14 protein-coding genes are annotated in these 15,265 nt (G+C 65.1%); 4 read left to right on the top strand and 10 right to left on the bottom strand.

The window, feature by feature from the left end; genetic code table 11:
• Nucleotides 1–45 precede the first annotated feature (45 nt).
• The 4 genes from QMG61_RS10635 to QMG61_RS10620 form a co-directional block, all read right to left on the bottom strand.
• Nucleotides 46–1,827 (bottom strand): DNA/RNA helicase domain-containing protein, encoded by a 1,782-nt coding sequence (locus QMG61_RS10635; RefSeq protein ID WP_283494305.1) that lies wholly within the window; start codon nt 1,825–1,827, stop codon nt 46–48.
• Nucleotides 1,814–2,134, bottom strand: coding sequence for a nucleotide pyrophosphohydrolase (locus QMG61_RS10630; RefSeq protein ID WP_283494304.1), 321 nt, complete (start codon nt 2,132–2,134; stop codon nt 1,814–1,816). Before QMG61_RS10630 ends, QMG61_RS10635 begins: the two co-directional genes overlap by 14 nt.
• 430 nt (nt 2,135–2,564) lie before the next feature.
• Nucleotides 2,565–3,344 (bottom strand): hypothetical protein, encoded by a 780-nt coding sequence (locus QMG61_RS10625; protein WP_283494303.1) that lies wholly within the window; start codon nt 3,342–3,344, stop codon nt 2,565–2,567.
• Nucleotides 3,341–4,327, bottom strand: coding sequence for a hypothetical protein (locus QMG61_RS10620; protein ID WP_283494302.1), 987 nt, complete (start codon nt 4,325–4,327; stop codon nt 3,341–3,343). Before QMG61_RS10620 ends, QMG61_RS10625 begins: the two co-directional genes overlap by 4 nt.
• Before the next feature lie 519 nt (nt 4,328–4,846).
• Here QMG61_RS10620 and QMG61_RS10615 point away from each other — a divergent pair.
• Nucleotides 4,847–5,515 carry a TetR/AcrR family transcriptional regulator gene (locus QMG61_RS10615; RefSeq protein WP_283494301.1) on the top strand — a complete coding sequence of 223 codons (669 nt, stop codon included), beginning with the start codon at nt 4,847–4,849 and terminating at the stop codon, nt 5,513–5,515.
• A gap of 32 nt (nt 5,516–5,547) precedes the next feature.
• Nucleotides 5,548–7,305: an oleate hydratase gene (locus QMG61_RS10610; protein WP_283494300.1), complete on the top strand. Its 1,758-nt coding sequence runs from the start codon at nt 5,548–5,550 to the stop codon at nt 7,303–7,305.
• A gap of 202 nt (nt 7,306–7,507) precedes the next feature.
• Here the strand turns inward: QMG61_RS10610 and QMG61_RS10605 are convergent, their stop codons facing one another.
• From QMG61_RS10605 to QMG61_RS10595, 3 genes are all read right to left on the bottom strand, one after another.
• Entirely contained in the window at nt 7,508–8,164 is a 657-nt protein-coding gene (locus QMG61_RS10605) for a histidine phosphatase family protein (RefSeq protein WP_283494299.1), read from the bottom strand.
• A 148-nt stretch (nt 8,165–8,312) separates the two neighbouring features.
• Nucleotides 8,313–8,897: a hypothetical protein gene (locus QMG61_RS10600; protein WP_283494298.1), complete on the bottom strand. Its 585-nt coding sequence runs from the start codon at nt 8,895–8,897 to the stop codon at nt 8,313–8,315.
• On the bottom strand, nt 8,897–9,472 hold the full coding sequence (locus QMG61_RS10595) for a helix-turn-helix domain-containing protein (protein ID WP_283494297.1): 576 nt from the start codon (nt 9,470–9,472) through the stop codon (nt 8,897–8,899). Before QMG61_RS10595 ends, QMG61_RS10600 begins: the two co-directional genes overlap by 1 nt.
• A 231-nt stretch (nt 9,473–9,703) precedes the next feature.
• Here QMG61_RS10595 and QMG61_RS10590 point away from each other — a divergent pair, with 231 nt between their 5' ends.
• Entirely contained in the window at nt 9,704–11,605 is a 1,902-nt protein-coding gene (locus tag QMG61_RS10590) for an ABC transporter ATP-binding protein (RefSeq protein ID WP_283494296.1), read from the top strand.
• Nucleotides 11,606–11,639: 34 nt separating this feature from the next.
• On the opposite strand, the gene QMG61_RS10585 is transcribed toward QMG61_RS10590, so the two are convergent.
• The 3 genes from QMG61_RS10585 to QMG61_RS10575 are packed head-to-tail and all read right to left on the bottom strand — an operon-like array spanning nt 11,640 to nt 14,081.
• Nucleotides 11,640–12,293: a response regulator gene (locus QMG61_RS10585; protein WP_283494295.1), complete on the bottom strand. Its 654-nt coding sequence runs from the start codon at nt 12,291–12,293 to the stop codon at nt 11,640–11,642.
• Nucleotides 12,290–13,441: a sensor histidine kinase gene (locus QMG61_RS10580; protein ID WP_283494294.1), complete on the bottom strand. Its 1,152-nt coding sequence runs from the start codon at nt 13,439–13,441 to the stop codon at nt 12,290–12,292. Before QMG61_RS10580 ends, QMG61_RS10585 begins: the two co-directional genes overlap by 4 nt.
• On the bottom strand, nt 13,419–14,081 hold the full coding sequence (locus QMG61_RS10575; RefSeq protein ID WP_283494293.1) for a DUF2306 domain-containing protein: 663 nt from the start codon (nt 14,079–14,081) through the stop codon (nt 13,419–13,421). The genes QMG61_RS10580 and QMG61_RS10575 overlap by 23 nt, the downstream gene beginning before the upstream one ends.
• Before the next feature lie 132 nt (nt 14,082–14,213).
• Here QMG61_RS10575 and QMG61_RS10570 point away from each other — a divergent pair, with 132 nt between their 5' ends.
• Nucleotides 14,214–15,239 carry an NAD(P)-dependent alcohol dehydrogenase gene (locus QMG61_RS10570; protein ID WP_283494292.1) on the top strand — a complete coding sequence of 342 codons (1,026 nt, stop codon included), beginning with the start codon at nt 14,214–14,216 and terminating at the stop codon, nt 15,237–15,239.
• Nucleotides 15,240–15,265 lie beyond the last annotated feature (26 nt).

Below are 15,265 nucleotides of genomic sequence, written 5' to 3'. Positions count from 1 at the left end.
GACTAAGTGCCGCCCACGTGTCACGGCCGAGCGGAACTGAGTCCGCTACCCGTTGCTCGGCAGGAACTCCCGCAGGTACGCCCGAAGCGCGGGATCGCAGGCATAGACGAAGGTGCCCTGGATGCCGCGGGTCAGCAGCACCGCGTAGATGTTGCTGACGAAACGGAGCAGGTCGTCGTCGCTGTAGACCTTGCCCAGGCGTGGATTGTTCTCCTTGCCCTTCTTGTCGAAGTACGACCCCCGGTCCACGAACAACCGGCCCTTGACGGCGTCGTAGCGCAGGTCCGGGCCGATGATCACCCCGGCATAGTTGAGGTCGTACCCCTGCACGGTGTGGATGGAACCGACTTCGTCGAGAGACTTCGGCGCCGCTATCCAGTCGGTCGCGACGCTGTTCCACCGCAGCCGACATCCGTCGATCTCGATGTCATACGCGGTCTTGTCGGTTTTCGTCTTCCACTCCCAGGCGAAGCCGGCGACCAAACGGGAGAGGCCGCTCTGAGCATCCTTGCGCCGGATCTCCTCGCGCATCTCGGCGACGCTCTCGAACAGGCGCAGGTCGTAGCCATCGAACACCTCACGCGTCACCGGGTGCGGCACCCCGGAAGCGCAGGCGGCGCCCAGGACTCGACGCACGTAAGTGACGTAGTCCGAACCGGCCTTCACCCGCATCTGCGACAGCAGCGGATAGTGGCGTTTCGCGTCGCGCGCGTCACGCACGAGCTCCGCGAGCAGTTCGGGAGGCACATCGGCCGGCCGGACGCTCTGCGCCGCGTCGAGCAGGAAGATCTGGTGGTCGCTCTTCGCGCGGATCCAATCGAGCTGGGTCTTGCTCGAATCGTCGCTGCCGAAGAGCTTCTCGGTGATGACCTGGAACTTCTTGTTCTGAACACCCGAGGGCTGGTTGGCGCGCTGGTTGAGCCGGTGGGCTTCGTCGACGATGAGCAGGTCGAAGTGCTCGTCCGAAAGCCCCACCTCGAACGGCGTCAGCACCATCTCCGGCGCCAACCCGGGGGTCTTCCGGAACACCTTCTTGATGGACTCCCGCAGCGACTGCTGGGGAATGACGAAGCCGATCCGCTTGTCGGCGAGCAGCTCCCGGTAGCCGTCGACGAAGAACTCGGAAAACAGGGAGTCGCTGTCGAGATCCTCGGCGGGAGCCGTCTTCGCGATATCCATCAGCAGCTTGAGCAGGTAAATGGCGACGACGGTCTTGCCCGTTCCCGGGTCACCCTGGATGACGATCGTGCTTTTCGTGCCGGACTCAAGGTCTCGGAAGAGCCCCTCGAGGATGTCCTCAACGGCGACCGCCTGATCCTGGCTCAGCGTTTTGAACGGAGAGAGCTTGAACAGGTCGCTGTTCTCGATCTCCGGGATGCTCCGGGTGAACACTCCGTCAAGCCGGAGCTGGGCGAACACCTCGCGGAAGGTCTCCTGGTAGAGGTCACGGTCGTAGTAGTCGGCCTCGGTGATTCCGTCGTTCCGGTTGAGAACCCGGTACGTGCCATCCCCGGCCAGCATCCGGATGAGGTAGGACTCGAGATCGAGGCAGACGGACTTGTTGAACGTGTCGTCGACGATGACCCGGATGGTGCTGAGGTGCTTCTTCTCCGGGGAGTCGAAGTGCTGCCGCATTCGCGCTGCCGCGTTCAGCGACTCTCCAACGTAGACGTCGTTGAGGCTGGCCCCACGCGCCTTCTGGCGACCGGGCTTCGCATCATCGAGAACGTAGACAACCGGCCAGTTCGTGTTGCGATGGTCGCGTGGCGCCCAGGTCGTGACGGCTGCCTTGGTGAAGTCGACCCGCTTGATTTCAGAGGGCGTCATACTTCGTGGATCGCCCCCGCGACTTCTCGACCGGATACTTCTCTCGCGTTAGCGCGAGCTTGTCACGCACGATCTGGTCGGGGTCCACGCCGATGCGGTCGGCCAGCAGGAGGCAGTACGTGAGTACGTCGGCGAGCTCGCCCCGAACGCGATCGGTGTCGGCATCCGCTCCCCACTGAAAACACTCGAGCAACTCCCCCGCTTCAATGGCGATACTCTTCGCGAGATTCTCGGGACTGTGGAATTGCGCCCAGTCACGTTCTGCCATGAAAGCCGCAATCTCGTCGCGGAGTGAAGAATCGTTCATGCCGTCAACGTATCAGCGGAGGGCTCAGCGCCCGACATGCGCACGAGCCGCATGCTGTTTCCGGAGTTCTTCTCGCTCATCACCCCGGCAGATGTTCCAGGTGCCCTCGGCATCCAACGCGAGCTATTCGGCCGTGTCAGGGTGGGAACGGCCATGAGCCAGAGGCCAGAGACTCCGGACCGTTTCGGGAAGAGTTTGGCGAACGGCCCACATGTCGGGCTGACAGAATTTGAACCGGCGACCCCTTGAAGGCTCAGGCCTGAACTTTGTCTTCGCCGAATATCCCGCAAAACTCGTGGATTCCCTTGTGTTTACAGGGAACCGGGCGGTTCGCTGCTTTCGATTCCACGCGGCCGTGTCTGGACTTTCATGATTGATTTCGATGGGAAAATGGTGGGGAAATGCTCGTAGGCCAAGCGTCCACTTTCCTTCAACGAGGATCCGTCACGTGCCGACGGATAAGCGCAACGAAAAGTGTGCCGGGCACGCCCGCGTCGCGGATCAGGGCGCTTCTCTTGATGGTCTCGGTGAGCTCGTGGAGGATGCGAGCGGCGTCAGAGCGAGAATCGGACATGGTCGCTTCGCTGAGTTTCCATCCGGCGATGGTGTTCGCGTCGTGCTGGTTGACGATGAGGAAGAGGTTGTAGAGGTCGGTGATGTCTTTCGCTTCCAGGCGTGAGCGTGTCGCGTACGCCTTCAGGATGATCGCAGTCTCGACACTCGGAACAGGAACGGTGAATTGCCGTGTCGATCCGTCGCGGAAGGTCACGCGGACGTCGACGAGTATCCGGTGACCGCTGAGCGCGAGCCGAAGGCCCGGGACGGCGTCGAACGCGCGGCCGCCGTGCTCAGCACGCCCGAAGGTGCTGCCGTCGGCTGGCACGAGCAGGTCCACAGCGACCTCTCCAGCTGCTCCTCGCTCGTAGTGGTTGCCGCTCACCGCCTCGTACCCCGCCGCGATGAGCCTGTCATGCACGGTCCCGGATGCCGCGATGGCGGTCGTCATCGCGGCATCCGCGTCACCGGTGCGCCGGGCGAGTGACCCGGTCGCCGGGAACGCTGTCAATAGGAGGGATGCCATCTGCCCGCCGATGACGAGGATGTCGTCGAGATCAACGGCGATCGCGGCCACATCCTCGAGCGCCTGGAATGCAGCGTCGTCAGCGTCAGAGGTCGACACGGTCTCTGCAACCACCTGGGTCGTCGTCATCTCAGGGCCCTCTGGAGCACTCGCCTGGCCAGGCGATCGATCGCTTCGCCCGCGTCCGGGCCACCGGTTCGACGGACGTCCCACGCCGCGAGCACCGGATCCACCGTACTTGGATGCGCTGACCAAGCTGCGGCAGTCGCCCAGATGGTCGGATCGGCGGGGATGACGACTTCGAGGCTGGCTTCATCTCGCGCCGCCTCGGCGAACTTGGCGCGGGCCAGCGGCAGCCCCTTCTTCGCGTAGACGAGGGCCTTCCTGGGCACCCGCCACGGCGCGATCGTGTCGGCGGCCGCGTCCCCTGAGAGCAACACGTCCGGACTGGTGGCCTGGGCGTCCTCGGCCTGCTTGATGATCGGGTCAAGGCTGTACCAGGACTCTGTGATGCCACCGGGGCCCGGGTAGGTGTCCAGGAAGCGGTCCCAGAGCCTCTCCGGCTCGACGGCGCGCCAACGGCCGTTGGCCTTCTCGACGGTGCCCATCCAGTCTTTGAGCGCCTTGGAGACCGCCGCCTGTGAGGTGCCTATCTGCGCCGCAAGTGCCACCTGCGTGCGCGGCTCATCGGAAAACAGAAGCACACGCATCAGCGCATGGCGACCCCACGATGGTCGACCCCTCGGCCGGCCCACGTCCTCGATGTCGTCGACGAGGCCGAGGAACTGCGTCTTCCTGCCCCAGATCAGAATGCTGTCGTTGACGCCGGCGACGGCGAGGTCTGGCGTGGCCTCGGCGAGCGTGCGAATCGACGTCGGAACGCTCGGCATCACGATCAGCAGTCGTCTGTTCGTGCTCTCATTCCGCACCCCGCGCTGGCGAGCCTGATCGAGAATCCTCATCACGTCGGACGGTGAAGGGTTGCGGGCGTACACCTTCAACTCGACGGGGACGCCGTCGACGACGAGGTCGCTCGCACTGTCGATGGCCACATTCAGGCCGGATGACGCGAGCAGGTCGATGCCAGCGTCCGCTGTCAAGTGAGGTGCCATGCCCCAACTCTATAACTTAATGCAACAATTTCTACCTTTAGTTATGACGCGCGCGAATTCGTTCCGGACGGCCAGTGCTTGAGAGTTGCGCGGTGACGAAGGGGGATTCCGTCGCCCGACCGCCCGCCCGTTACTTCGCTCACGTAGAACAGACCTCGGCGTTCGTCGGCGCCGATCCCCTCGAACTTCGAGCGGCCCTCGTCGCCGGTCAGCGAGCAGGCGCCGGGGCGGCCGTGCTCCTCCCCCTGGCTCTCTGCCCAGTCGGGCGTCGCGACCGAACGATCCAGACCCGGCCAAGCACAAGTACCAGGATGAGTCCCGGGACCCCGATCACAACCCACAGCGGGAAGTACACAAGCAGAAGGAGTGCCCACACACCGATCACAACGCCGAGGAGTACCGCGAGCGGAAGCAGGGCCGTCGTGTCGATACCCGAGTTCGTCGCCGCGTCGAGCCTGCGTCGTTGCACTCTCAAAAAAATGAGCGTATACATTAATGAGTCCACTCATTGGAGGCGGCATGCCAGATCACATCAATCGCTTGCGCGGGACGACCCACTCCGCTGGGGGTCGGCGCGAGCGCAACATGGACGACAAGCGTCGCCGTATCTTCGCGGCGGCAGCGACCCTGTTCGCTGAACACGGTTTCGACGGCGTGAGTACGCAGGAGATCGCCGACCGCGCCGACGTCGCTGCCGGCACGGTGTTCCGGTACGCGTCATCCAAGAACGAGCTCCTGCTCATGGTCTACAACCAAGAAATGCAGGCGGCCATCGATGACGGCGATCGGGCATCAGCAGGCGTCCTCGACGCGGTCGAGGCGCTCGTCGCACTGGTCCAGCCCATCCTCCTGATTTCCCTTCAAAACCCCTTCACAATGGTCGCCTACCAGCGGGAGCTGCTTTTCGGCGCTGCCGCAGAGGTGTATCGGGCCGAAGGACTGGAACTGGTCGCCCGTCTCGAGCGAGCGATTGCGGCGCGGCTGATTGAGAGCACTCCTTCCTGCGGCGTCGATGACGACGTCCTTGCGCAAGAGGCGCGGTGGGCTGCCCGCACCATCTTCGCCGCGCTCTCACTCATACTGGCCGCGCCGTCCACGGGCGCGCAGCCCACGGCGGATCCCAGCGACGAACTTCGGGGACAGGTCGCGCAGATCGTGCGCGGCTTCCTCGGGACCGTACAGCAGTAATCCAAGAATCACAGAGAGAGAGAAGCCGGATCGTGTACTACTCCAGCAGCAATTACGAAGCGTTCGTTCACCCGCGCAAACCCGAGGGCGTCGACCGCAAGACCGCCTGGTTCATCGGAGCCGGCGTGGCGTCAATGGCCTCCGCGGCCTTCATGATTCGCGACGGCCAGATGGACGGGTCAAAGATCACCATCCTCGAGCGGCTCCCGCTCCCCGGCGGGGCCCTGGACGGAATCCGAGAGCCGAAGAAGGGCTTCGTCATCCGCGGCGGCCGGGAGATGGAAGAACACTTCGAGTGCCTGTGGGATCTCTACCGCTCGATCCCCTCGATCGAGACCGAGGGCGTGTCCGTGCTCGACGAGTTCTACCGGTTGAACAAAGACGACCCGAACTACTCCCTACAGCGCGCCACGATCGAGCAGGGCCAGGACGCCGGCACCGGCGGCCGCTTCGATCTATCCGAAAGTTCCCAAAAGGAACTCACCGAGGTCTTCTTGGCCACCCGTGAGTCGATGGAGGGTAAGCGGATCAACGAGGTCTTCAGCGAGGAGTTCCTCACCACGACATTCTGGATGTATTGGCGAACCATGTTCGCCTTCGAGGAGTGGCACTCCGCCCTCGAGATGAAGCTGTACCTGCACCGATTCATCCACCTCATCGGCGGCCTGCCCGACTTCACGGCCCTGAAGTTCACGAAATACAACCAGTACGAGTCCCTGGTGCTGCCCTTGTACCGCTGGTTGCTCGACCAGGGCGTGACATTCAAGTTCGGCACAGAAGTCACCGACATAGACTTCGCGATCACGGTCGACAGCAAAACGGCCACGGCCATCCACTGGATCGCTGACGGCGTCAGCGGCGGCATCGATCTCGGCGATGATGACCTCGTTCTCACCACAATCGGCTCACTGACCGAAAACTCCGACAACGGGGACCAGCACACACCGGCAAAACTTGACCAGGGCCCGGCTCCGGCCTGGGACCTCTGGCGCCGCATAGCCGCACAGGACCCGTCGTTCGGGCACCCGGACGTCTTCGGCTCGCACATACCGCAGACCAAGTGGGAGTCGGCAACGGTCACAACGCTGGACGGGCGCATCCCCGCGTACATCGAGAAGATCGCCAAACGCGATCCGTTCAGCGGGAGGGTCGTCACCGGCGGCATCGTGACCGCCACGGACTCCTCCTGGCTGCTGAGCTGGACCGTCAACCGCCAGCCGCACTTCAAGCAGCAACCCCCGGACCAGATCGTGGTCTGGGTGTACTCGCTGTTCGTCGACAAGCCCGGCGACTACGTTAAGAAGACCATGCAGGAGTGCACCGGTGAGGAGATCACTCAGGAGTGGCTGTACCACATGGGCGTCCCCCTGGCCGAGATCGACGAGCTCGCCGCGGAAGCCGCTACGTGCGTGCCCGTGATGATGCCCTACATCACGGCGTTCTTCATGCCCAGACAAGCAGGCGACCGACCCGCTGTGGTCCCGGCCAACGCGGTCAATTTCGCGTTCCTCGGCCAGTTCGCCGAAGCCGGGACCCGCGACACAATCTTCACTGTCGAGTATTCGGTGCGCACCGGAATGGAGGCGGCCTACCAGCTGCTCGGCATCGACCGCGGCGTGCCAGAAGTCGTCAACTCCACCTACGACGTGCGTAAGCTACTGGCCGCCACCAGCCGTCTTCGCGACGGCAAGGAGCTCGAGATCCCGGGCCCGGGCCAGCAGCAAGTGATGAAGCGGATTGCCAACACCCAGATCAGCCAGATGCTCACAGAGTACGGCCTCATCTCCTAGATCGGAGCGACGTCCGTCGCGCGTCACGGTGAAGCTCCCGCCCCCCTGTCGGTGGGCGGGAGCTTCGGGCTGATGCAGTCCGGCAACTGTCTCCGAAAACCCGCGGATTCCTCTGTGTTTGCAGGGAACCGGGCGGTTAACGGCCTCCGATTACACTCTGTCAGTTTGGGTCGAATCGAAATGAATGTGATGAGCAAACGACTTAGGACTCTGAGGGCACCAAAGGCAGTTCGGCTCCGTAGTTCCACGACAAGATGGCCGGCTGCTCTCGGTAATAGCTCAGCACGGAGACTGATCCAGCATCCAGAGTGATTTGAGCACCGAATCGAGGGGCCATTCTCAGGTACACGGCGGTCAGAATGCGCAGGAAATGGCCATGCGCGATCAGAGCGACATCTCCCTCGACCATCGCAGGCAGCACCCGCGTGAGCACCCGCGACGCGCGGGCGGCGACCTCCTCGACCGTCTCGCCGGGCGTTTCACCGCGAATCACGCCATGGGTGAATGCACTCCAGTTGTAGCCGAGCTCGCTGCGGATGTCCCGCGTCGTACGCCCCTCGTACCCGCCGTAGTCCCACTCAACGAGAAACGGATCGACCTCAGCATGAAGGCCAGCGAGCTCAGCAGTCCGTCGCGCACGCTGCAGCGGCGACGTCAGCACGAGCGAGAAATCGTAGTCGGCTACCAACCTGCCCGCTCCGCGCGCAAGTTCCTCTCCCCGGGCAGTAAGCGGAACATCCGTGAGCCCAGTGTGCTTGCCATCCTTCGACCACTCCGTCTCCCCGTGACGCAAGAGAATCAGCTTCCCTGACGGGTTATCCGGAGCGGGGTGGCTGGGCAGCGGCTCGTTCGTGAACATACGGCAACAGTAGTATCACACCCCGGTTTCGATGGAGGTTCTTGACTGCTGAAAAGGCCAGCATTCACCCGTGCGGACGTTCGACGTACTCCGCTCCCACGCGGGTGTGAGTTTTTCGCTGGCCTCACGGGCGGCACGGCAAGACGACTCAGATGTTTATCGGGCCGGGCGACGGCGGTGCCGGCGTTGGTTCGCCGTTGAGGATGGCGTTCACGATCTTTTCCGCACGTGGAACTAGGGCATCACCGGGGTAAAACTCTTCATAGAGTTCCTCCGCGTCCTCGAGTGTGTGCACCTGACAGAGAGCGAGCAGAAGCCGGATGTCGCGCGTGTCGCGTCCGGGGCGGTTCGCGCGAAGCTTCATTGCAAGCATCCCCTGTTTGGATGCCACTTGAATAACGATGCCGTCCTCATCGTAAATTGTCTCCCACTCGACGACGCGGCCGAGGGTCGGGACGGCGTCGGCCTTCGTGACCTCGAAGTTCAGCCACTTCGCGTCCCACCCATGTTTCAGTGCGACTCGTTCGGCGGCGGCAGCGACGGCATCGTCCGAGCCGGGGCGGACGTGAAGGACATCCAGGTCCTGCGTGGTCCCCCGATCGAAGTAGCACAGGGCGAGCGCCGCACCGCCCACGAGCCGAATGCCGGCCACCTCACCCGAATTGCGAAGCTCGGCGACGAGATCACGGAGGCCGATGATGATGGCGTTGCGGTCCAGCGCGGTGCCGGACATCAGACGCTCGCGAAGGTATCTGCCCATGCAAGAACGCCGCGTTCGGCGAACTCGTTCGGCACGTCATCACGTTCGGGCGCGGGGTCGGCCGGGTCGACCCGGAACACGACAGGTTCGGTCAGTGCGCGATCGGGATTGTTGACCCATTCAGGCAGCGGGATGTTCTCTTGATTGAGCCGCCATGCCACGAGAGCCGCGATGGCGGCATCCCACATATGATCGCCGGTGGGTTCCGGCTCCGTCAGCCCAAGGATTCCTCGAACGAGTCCGTGTTCGGCGATGAGATTATCGTTCAACTGAAGCAAAGCCCGGAGCGCGCGGTCTGTGTCCTTCGCTCGAAGATGCACTCTGATCGCCTCTGCGGAGCTGGCAGCGTCATCACGACGCGTGGGAGCGGCATACAGGCGGTGTCCGGCGCCGGCGAGCAGCCGATCGACCGTACTGTAGGCAGCATCCCGTCCACGCTCATGATGGGAGACGCTGGCCTGGTCAATGCCGGTTAGCTCGGCGAGTCTTGTCTGAGTGAGGCCTTTGCTCCGGCGAGCGGCGCGGACGAGAGTAGATGAAGCTGCCACAATCGCCTCCTCCTTATTTTTAATATGACTTTTACATCATATTCTAGCGCGCACTCGATGCAACCCGCGCCTGAGGGTTGGCTTCTACCTCGGAGCCGGAGCACAGTCGTGGAATGACTGCGGACCCGACGCGGTCCTGACCGGCGCTCCGCGCGTCACCTCGGCAGCCGCGTCGCAAAGCTCGGGCAAGTCGCCATCTAAACTTGTTGTTTGCCCACGGAAGGAACCTCAATGAGCATGGAAGGCGCGGCCTGGAGCTCGCTGTACAAGATCTCTACCGCCAGGGACGGCAAGCACGGCTTCTCCCGTGAGTCCGTGCGGCGGATCATGACGTTCGCGGTGCCCTACCGGTCCAAGCTGCTGATCTTCATCGCCCTCTCCATCGTGGGAGCTTTCCTCGCGGTCGCGACGCCGGTACTCGCCGGCCAGGTGGTCGACGTCATCGTCGCCCAGGGCGAGGTCACCACGATCGTGTGGATCGCCGTCGTCATCGCCCTCGTGGCCGTGGCCGACGCCGCCGTGTCACTCGTGACGCGCTGGTACTCGGCGCGGATCGGCGAAGGCGTGATCCTGGACCTCCGCACCTCCGTCTTCAACCACGTGCAGAAGATGCCGATCGCGTTCTTCACCCGCACGCGGACGGGCGCCCTCGTGAGCCGCCTCAACAACGATGTGATCGGCGCCCAGCAGGCCTTCAGCGGCACGCTGTCCGGCGTGGTCACGAACCTCGTGGCGCTGACCCTCACCCTGATCGTCATGCTCAACACGTCCTGGCTCGTGACGGTTCTCGCCATGATCATGCTCCCCATCTTCCTGGTCCCCGCGCGCCGCATGGGCAGCCGCCTCGCCGCGCTGCGCCGCGAGGCCGCCGATCACAATTCCGCCATGAGCACGCAGATGACCGAGCGCTTCTCGGCCCCCGGCGCCACCCTCGTCAAGCTGTTCGGCCGGCCCGACGAGGAGGCCGAGGAGTTCCGCGTCCGCGCCGCCCGAGTCCGCGACATCGGGGTCCGAACCGCGATGCTGCAGTTCGTCTTCTTCACCGCACTGATGCTCGTCTCCGCTCTCGCCCTCGCGCTCGTGTATGGGCTCGGCGGCTCCCTCGCACTCGCCGGCCAGCTGAACACCGGTGACGTGGTCACCCTGGCGCTCCTCCTCACCCGCCTCTACGCGCCGCTCACCAGCCTCGCAAACGCACGGGTGGAGATCATGAGCGCGGTGGTCAGCTTCGAGCGCGTCTTCGAGGTGCTCGACCTCGACCCGCTCATCAAGGAGAAGCCCGACGCCGTCGCCGTCCCCGAAGGCCCAGTGGCCGTCGAGTTCGACAACGTCCGCTTCGCCTACCCGTCCGCAGACAAGGTGTCCCTCGCCTCTCTCGAGGAGGTTGCCACGCTGGACACCCGCGGCGGCGAGGAGGTGCTGCACGGCGTGTCCTTCAGGATCGAGCCGGGGCAGACCGTTGCCCTCGTTGGTACGTCCGGTGCCGGCAAGTCCACAATTGCGCAGCTCCTCTCGCGCCTGTATGACGTCGACAGCGGCGCCGTGCGCCTCGCGGGGACGGATGTCCGCGACGTCACTTTCGTCTCCATGCGGCACAGCCTGGGCATGGTGACGCAGGACGGCCACCTGTTCCACGAGACCATCCTCTCCAATCTGCGCCTCGCGAGGCCGGAGGCGTCCGATGACGAGGTGTGGGACGCCGTCCGCCGTGCGCGGCTCGAGCCGCTCATCCGGTCCCTGCCGGACCAGCTGGACACCATGGTGGGAGAGGGTGGCTACCGGCTGTCCGGGGGTGAGCGCCAGCGGATGACCATCGCGAGGCTCCTGCTCGCCCAGCCGCGCGTCGTCATCCTCGACGAGGCGACGGCTGCGCTGGACTCGACGTCTGAGGCCGCCGTGCAGGCGGCGCTCAGCGAGGCGCTCGAGGGACGGACGGCGATGGTGATCGCACACCGCCTCTCCACCATCCGCAGCGCGGACCTGATCCTCGTGGTTGAGGACGGCTCGATCGTGGAGCGCGGTACGCACGAGGAACTGCTGGCTGTGGGTGGGCGGTACGAGGAATTGCACCGGACCCAGTTCGCCGTGCAGAAGAACGATACGGCCGATGAGGAAGCGCTGAGCCGGACCTAGTCACTGAGCTCGGTGCCCCGCCCCGCCGAGACGGCTAATGCGTACGCCGGGTCTCGTGCGCCCAGATCGCGATCTCCACGCGATTGCGGGCGCCGAGCTTGGTCATCAGGCTCGCGACGTGGGTCTTGACCGTGCTCAACGTGATGTAGAGCTCGCCCGCGATCTCACTGTTGCTCAAGCCGCCCGCGACCTTGGTGAGCACCTGCTCCTCACGCTCGGTGAGCGGCTCGACCGGCTGCACCCGGGATGCCGCGGGTTCCGACCCGGCGAAGGCCTGGAGCAGGCGCACTGTGACATTCGGCGCGATGAGGGCATCCCCGCTGGCAGCGGCACGGATGGCCTGGGCGAGCAGCTCCGACCCCGCGTCCTTGAGCAGAAAGCCTTTCGCGCCCGCCCGCAGCGCCGCGAACACGTACTCGTCGAGGTCGAACGTCGTGATGATGACGACGGCCATCGGGTCCGTGACGCCCGGGCCGGCGATCGCGCGGGTCGCCTCGATGCCATCGAGGCCGGGCATCCGGATGTCGAAAAGGCAGACATCCGGTCGGAGGCTGCGTGCGAGGGCGACCGCCTCGGTCCCGTCATGGGCCTGACCGACGACCTCGATATCCGGCTGTGCGGAAAGGATCATGCTGAGCCCGGTGCGCACGAGCTCCTGGTCGTCGGCGATGAGCACTCGGATTGTCATGCTGCCCATCCAACACGAGGCAGCGTCGCGGTGACAGCCCACCCGCCGCCCGGCGCCGGCGCGGACTGACAGGTGCCGCCGAGCAGAGCGGCACGTTCCATCATGCCGATGATGCCGAAGCCTGGATTCGGCGATGCAGCGACATCGCCGTCGTTGGTCACGTTCACGCGCACCCCGCCCTCGTCCACGCCGACGACCACGTCGACGCGGGTCACCTGCCGCGCGTGGCGCAGCGCGTTGGTCACCGACTCCTGGGCGAGGCGAAAGACCGCCGCGGCAACCGGCGGCGGGATGCTGCCGTCGTCGCCGGCGACTCGTACCGAGACCTGCACGCCGCCCGGCCGCGTTCCCGCGAGCTGGTCGATGTCGCTCAACCCCGGGCTGGGCGCCAGCTCGGCAGTCTCGTGCTGGCGCAGGACGCGCACCATCGAGCGCAGCTCGCTCAGGGTCTTGGCGGCCTCCGCCTCGATCACGCCGAGGGCATCGGTCGCGGCATCCGGGTCCCGTACCGCCATCGCGATGCCCGCCTGGGCGCGGATTGCGATCGCCGAGACGTGGTGGGCGACCGTGTCGTGAAGGTCACGGGCCAGGTGTTCGCGCTCCAGCATCCGGATGCGGTCGAGGTTGCGCTGCTGGGAGCCCGCCCGCGCACGGAACACGGCCCCGAGCACCGCGACTGAGAGCAGCAGGGCGAACCCTCCGATCACGTCGTCGAGCCTGCCGTCGCGCTGAAACGTCAGCCCGAGGCTGCCGAGGAGGATCCCGGAGCCGAGCACGAGGTCGCGACCGGAACCCCAGCGGAAGAGGGCGTAGACGAGCACGGCGACGAACACGCTCGTGTTGAGCACGGGATCGGGCAGAACGAGTTCCAGCGGTGTGGTCAGCACGACGGCTAGCACGAGCATGAACAGTGGTCTTGTCCGGCGCCACAGCACTGTCGGGGCGATCGCCACCACGCCGAGCACCGAAACGACGGGCTGGGTGAGGTCGGTTCTCACGATGCCCTCGACGACTGCGAGCGTCGCGACGACCACCAGGAGCACCCAGTCGCGCCACACGCGGCGCGACGGTGCAGGCGCCGCCGCCGGCGCCTCCCACGCCGAGCGAACGAGGCCGGTCACGACCTCATACGCGCGCACGGGATGCATTGGCTCGCCTCACGATGATCAACTCGGCCGCAACACTATTGATCACAAAGGCCGCGGCAACCAGCAGGGTCTCACCAAGGGTATCGACCTCGCCAATAATTATGGACCAGAGGGCGAAGACGAGCGCTTGGGTTCCGCCGGAAACGGCGATCGCATAGGCGCGCGTGAGCCACGCCCCGTGGGAAGCGAAGTCGCGACGCCGTATCGCGATCACCCCCATCACGAGAAATCCTGTCATCCAGGCTCCAAAAACGAGGCGGACCATCGCAAGAGCGAACTCATCGGAGGGGCCGCCGAAGAAGACAGCCAACCACAAGCTGGAGAGTGCTGCGATGAAGCCGGCCGGGATGAGTCCCCGACCCGCCGTGCGGTGCCACATGCGCCGCATGCGCAGCGCAGGCGAGAACTGAAACGCGCCCACCAGGCAAAACACACTCATCCCGACGACGTGGCCGATCAGCGGGACCGGCGAAGCGATCGTCGGATTCTCTCCGGTCAGTTCACTCAGTCGAAGCGCGCCTCCCAGCACCGGGAGGGCGCTGAGCAGCAAGAGCCCGGTGATGGCGAGCCAGCCACTGCGGGGGCGCCCTTTGAGAGTGGTATGGGCGGGTTTCACGGTCGGAGCGTGAGTCGAAGTCATCTCTCGATGCTCCTGGGTTGCCAGGACGCCCGCATCGGCACTGAGCACGAGTGCAGAACCATACTTTCGGCTGAGATGTTTCAGGCCATTCTCCCGATGCTGCCGGGCGACGCGGGGGGCGAGCATCGAGTCATGACAACGAAGAGCACGAAGAGCACCATGACTGCGGCCGTGTATCGGCGCTTCGGCGCACCCGAGCTCGTGGGCCTTGAGCAGCGTCCCGTTCCGTCGCCGAAGCCCGGCGAGGTGCTCATCCGAGTGCACGCGAGCACTGTGAGCGTCGCCGACCACCGGTCTCGTGCCCGAGACATCCCCGCAGGCCTCGGGATGCTCGCGGCAGTCCACATCGGTTTGGTGCGCCCGAGCCGCCCCGTGCTGGGCATGGATGCCGCGGGCGTCATCGAGGCCGTCGGCGCCGGCGTCACCAGCTTCACGCCCGGCGATCGGGTGATCGCGATGATGGGCAGTGCATTCGGCGGCCATGCCGAGTACGTGTCAGTGCCCGCGGGCGGTACCATCGCCCGGGCTCCCGCCAACCTGACCCTCGAGGAGGCTGTCACCCTCGTGTTCGGCGGCATCACGGCCCAGGGTTTCCTGTCGAAAGTGGCGATCCGGCCGGGGACGACCGTGCTCGTCAACGGCGCATCCGGAGCCGTCGGAACGGCGGCCATCCAGCTCACGAAACAGCTCGGCGCCGACGTGACCGCAGTGACCAGCGGACGGAACACTGAGCTCGTCACCGCGCTCGGCGCCGACCACGTCATCGATTACACGCGGGAGGACTTCACCGGGAACGGCGCCCGATTCGACGTGATCGTCGATTGCGTGGGCAATGCCGGGTTCGAACGGGTCGAGGCATCCATCAACTCTGGCGGGGCGCTCCTGCTCGTCATCGCCGACCTGTGGAAGATGCTGCGCAGCCGCGGGCAGAGCCGCAGAACGGGAAAGCTCGTCACCTGGGACGGCGGCACGGTCGGTGCCGCCGACCTCGCCCACCTTGTCAGCCTCGCGGAATCCGGCCGCTTCCAGCCCGTGATTGACCGCACCTACGACCTCGTCGACATCGTCGAGGCACACCGCTACGTCGACACCGGCCGCAAGCGCGGCAACGTCGTGCTGCGCGTCACCGACGTCTCAAGGACCCGCACCCGCCAGTGACCGGCCCAACAAGAAACGACCAACCC

The organism is Cryobacterium sp. PH31-AA6 (assembly GCF_030063195.1).
In the GTDB taxonomy this organism is placed as follows: domain Bacteria; phylum Actinomycetota; class Actinomycetes; order Actinomycetales; family Microbacteriaceae; genus Cryobacterium.
Note: the sequence above shows the minus strand (reverse complement) of the source record. Positions and strands in the feature narration are given on the sequence as shown.

Coding starts and splice junctions, on each gene's coding strand:
- QMG61_RS10590 (WP_283494296.1), top strand. CDS start 9,704: ATGAGCATGGAAGGCGCGGCCTGGAGCTCGCTGTACAAGATCTCTACC.
- QMG61_RS10600 (WP_283494298.1), bottom strand. CDS start 8,897: ATGTCCGGCACCGCGCTGGACCGCAACGCCATCATCATCGGCCTCCGT.
- QMG61_RS10635 (WP_283494305.1), bottom strand. CDS start 1,827: ATGACGCCCTCTGAAATCAAGCGGGTCGACTTCACCAAGGCAGCCGTC.
- QMG61_RS10605 (WP_283494299.1), bottom strand. CDS start 8,164: ATGTTCACGAACGAGCCGCTGCCCAGCCACCCCGCTCCGGATAACCCG.
- QMG61_RS10575 (WP_283494293.1), bottom strand. CDS start 14,081: ATGACTTCGACTCACGCTCCGACCGTGAAACCCGCCCATACCACTCTC.
- QMG61_RS10620 (WP_283494302.1), bottom strand. CDS start 4,327: ATGGCACCTCACTTGACAGCGGACGCTGGCATCGACCTGCTCGCGTCA.
- QMG61_RS10570 (WP_283494292.1), top strand. CDS start 14,214: ATGACAACGAAGAGCACGAAGAGCACCATGACTGCGGCCGTGTATCGG.
- QMG61_RS10625 (WP_283494303.1), bottom strand. CDS start 3,344: ATGACGACGACCCAGGTGGTTGCAGAGACCGTGTCGACCTCTGACGCT.
- QMG61_RS10580 (WP_283494294.1), bottom strand. CDS start 13,441: ATGCATCCCGTGCGCGCGTATGAGGTCGTGACCGGCCTCGTTCGCTCG.
- QMG61_RS10585 (WP_283494295.1), bottom strand. CDS start 12,293: ATGACAATCCGAGTGCTCATCGCCGACGACCAGGAGCTCGTGCGCACC.
- QMG61_RS10615 (WP_283494301.1), top strand. CDS start 4,847: ATGCCAGATCACATCAATCGCTTGCGCGGGACGACCCACTCCGCTGGG.
- QMG61_RS10630 (WP_283494304.1), bottom strand. CDS start 2,134: ATGAACGATTCTTCACTCCGCGACGAGATTGCGGCTTTCATGGCAGAA.